The following is a 3209-nucleotide window of genomic DNA, read 5'->3' as shown; positions in this document are numbered from 1 at the left end:
TTGAGAAATATCTATTTTAAATGATGCAAATTTATTTGAAGATAGTCTTTGCGGTGTAAAGCAATTATTAAAAGAATCATATAAGTAATCTTTATTATCATCAAAATATTTCTTTCCTTCTTTATCGATATCAGAAACGACGCACACACTATCATCAGGTGTTGTGCTTCTTTCTACTAATTCAAAAGTTGAAAAGTCAATTCCACCCTGCTTACTTTTTTTCTTTATATATTTAAAATCAAATGGAACACAAAAAACAACAGCTATAACAACAGCCATAATTATGCATATCCTCTTAATTCCTTTTTTCTTTTTTTTACTTTTTCTCATCTCTTCATTTCTATCCATTTCTAATCACTCTCTCCTTGAATATATCCAATTATTTTCTCTTTTTCAGAAGCAATCTTTCCTAAAAAAGAGGAAGTACTACTTTTTTTCCCTACTCTGTCAATAAGATGCATTGCACTTACCACATGTATCAAATTATCTCCACTGTAGTTCCCTTTTTTATCACAAACTAGTTCTTTTATATTTTTCTCTGAATCTATAATTTTCTCTGCAAAAAATATATCTTTTTCAGAAAACACCTTATTTAATTTATGTTTTTTTACATACTCTCGTATAGCACTTTTTTTACAATTTATATCTGTTTTAATCTCTCCTCTAGTTAATTTTTTTATTGTCAGCAAAGTAGATAAATCCATTGATCCAAATGAGTTATATTTTACTTTTTGGCTTTCATTATTTATATCCTCATCGCTAGTATATGACTTAAATACATCAATCAAAGTAGAGGTTATTTCTTTACTTTTTTTCTTATAAAATTCCTTATCTGCCTTAATCGCATCTAACAAACTCACCACATTTTTTATTGTCAAAATTGAACTTGCAGTTTCTTTTCCTATCTCTGTTCCATATCTAGCCAACTTTGGATTAACATCTATATTGGGAATTCTTGACCAAAAATCAAAATTAACCCTCCCAATTGTATCGCCTAATGCTTTTTTCATTTTACCTGTCTGATTAAACTTCTTATCAGCTTCTTTATATACCTTACTACCTGTCTCCATTACCTTTTCAGCATCCAATCCTGAATCATATGCTGATATTCCTGCTTCTGCTAATATTCCGGCCCACGGATTAACTACTCCGCAACTAATAACAAACACATCTTTGACAGACTTAATCACAACATCTCTTACTTCATGAGGTCCATTATAAACTTCATGACAAAGATCACTTACTTTTTTATCTCTATCTTTACAACTACCTGATATGAAAAAATTTTTTAGAATTTTTTTTTCTATCATTTTATTTCCCTCAAACCCAGCATAATCTGAATGATCACGACAATTCATACCAACTATAACACTATCAAAATCTCGATCACTTGTCTTTCCACCAAATTCTATACTCGTAATTTTTTCAACTGAATATTCATGCGTAAAAGAATACTCTGTTGGATAATTTTCTATAACATTGCCAACTACCTTTTGCTTTTTTCCTTTTTTATAAAACTGTCCAAGTATAGAATCATTAAATAAGACAAAATCTTGACTTTTATACAATTCCTTTATTGCTTTATCTGTTTCTTTTGATTTATAACCCTTTTGCTCACAACAGTCTGCGGTTATTGGCAAAAGTTGATTATAAAATCCTTGTGCTCCTTTTTTCATGAGTTCTATATAATCTTTTGCATCTTTTCTATTTGCCAACATAGCATTATAATAATCCTTAACTTTTTTTTCAGTTTTACTATTAGGATTATCATAAAAATCACTAAATTTTTTGTAACCATATGATTGTATCAATGTCTTTGATACCTTATTTAGATTGCTTACTCTTATCTTAAAAGCTTCTTGATACTTTCCTTTAACAAGATTTACAAGAAAAGTAAGATTTTTTTTACTATCAGAGTGAGTTTCAGCATACGCAAAATACGAATATAAAACATCCTCACTACATCCTAATTCTTTTGTAAATTTTACAATTTCGCTTTGTTTTAAATTTTTACTTTTAAAATATTCACTATTTCGCACCTCTAAAACTGCATTTGCTTTTTTTGAATACTCAACATATTCTTTTCTCCATGCTGCATTTTTATCTGGTGTATATGCCTTACCATCTACTGTTCCATTCTTAATCGAAGCAAGAATTTGTTCTGCATAATTTTTAAAATTATCGCCTTCTAAAAACAAAGTTTTTGTTGCATTTTCGATTTCATAATATCTATCACGATCTTGATTTAACAGGCTCATTGCCTCATTACATTTCTCTTTAGCTCTATCTGCTTTTTTTAATAAACTTTCCCTATGTTCAGCTACGTCTTTACTTAAATTAGCATTATATGTATAAGTATTTACTGTTTTACTAACAACAGCTCCAATATTTTTTGATGCTATTTCTAGCATTCTACAACTATTTTCTAATTCTTCAGAATCTAGAATTCTATCGCCAACTGCACTTTGTAATTTACAATATGAATTTTGATATTCTGCAAGCATCGTACATAACATTACAAAATATGAATTCATATCTTCTACCCACTCTTTTTCATTATCTATTGCTGCACATTTTATTTCTGTACAACTAATACCTTTGTACGCATTTACAACTTTCGTTATATCATATGTCTTAGACACACATATTGATATACCCTCTGCACACTCTGTTTTTACAGTATTGGGATTTAAGTAAAATTCCTGTCCCATTATCATTCTCCTTTACTTTATTTACTATTTCTATTCTTTTTTGCTTGTTCTTGATCCATCTTTTTATATTCATTTCCTATTTTATTAATTTTATTTGCTTCGTCCGTTGTCCTTGACTTAACTTCAGCAGATTCCTTTGAAACACTGCTTACTACATCCTTTGATTTCTTTATAGCCGTCAATGTTGTTTTAGAATCATGATTTTTTAAAGAAACAGACTTAAATGATTTTATTGACTCATTCAAATCTTTAGCTATTTTTTCTATTGATCCATCCGGAATATTAAGTTTTTTTTCATCTGCCATTATACTTACCTACCTTTTCTCTCCTATCTTAATCAACTCTTTTCTAATTGCATCTTCCTCTTCTTGAAGTCGAGTTAATTCTCGATTGATTCTTTTTTTCATATCATCAACAAATTCCTGCTGAGTTCTCTCCATATCAATAATCATAGACCTTAATTCATCTATAGTTATTTTCAATTTTGGATCCATCCTT

4 protein-coding genes are annotated in these 3209 nt (G+C 29.0%); all 4 read right to left on the bottom strand.

Going from position 1 to position 3209, the window contains the following annotated elements:
• The coding region (locus BMY79_RS11620; protein WP_143065864.1) for a hypothetical protein at nucleotides 1–348 on the bottom strand (348 nt) is incomplete at its 3' end.
• A gap of 2 nt (nucleotides 349–350) precedes the next feature.
• Nucleotides 351–2711 carry a hypothetical protein gene (locus tag BMY79_RS11615; RefSeq protein WP_074731022.1) on the bottom strand — a complete coding sequence of 787 codons (2361 nt, stop codon included), beginning with the start codon at nucleotides 2709–2711 and terminating at the stop codon, nucleotides 351–353.
• Between the two features lie 17 nt (nucleotides 2712–2728).
• Nucleotides 2729–3016: a TIGR04197 family type VII secretion effector gene (locus BMY79_RS11610; RefSeq protein WP_074731021.1), complete on the bottom strand. Its 288-nt coding sequence runs from the start codon at nucleotides 3014–3016 to the stop codon at nucleotides 2729–2731.
• 9 nt (nucleotides 3017–3025) lie between these two features.
• On the bottom strand, nucleotides 3026–3209 hold a 184-nt coding region (locus BMY79_RS12255; RefSeq protein ID WP_207645463.1), incomplete at its 5' end, for a hypothetical protein.

Source organism: Lachnobacterium bovis (assembly GCF_900111325.1).
Taxonomy (GTDB): Bacteria; Bacillota; Clostridia; order Lachnospirales; family Lachnospiraceae; genus Roseburia; species Roseburia bovis_A.
Note: the sequence above shows the minus strand (reverse complement) of the source record. Positions and strands in the feature narration are given on the sequence as shown.

Excerpts from the sequence above, each read along its gene's own strand:
- BMY79_RS11615 (WP_074731022.1), bottom strand. The coding sequence starts at position 2,711 with ATGGGACAGGAATTTTACTTAAATCCCAATACTGTAAAAACAGAGTGT.
- BMY79_RS11610 (WP_074731021.1), bottom strand. The coding sequence starts at position 3,016 with ATGGCAGATGAAAAAAAACTTAATATTCCGGATGGATCAATAGAAAAA.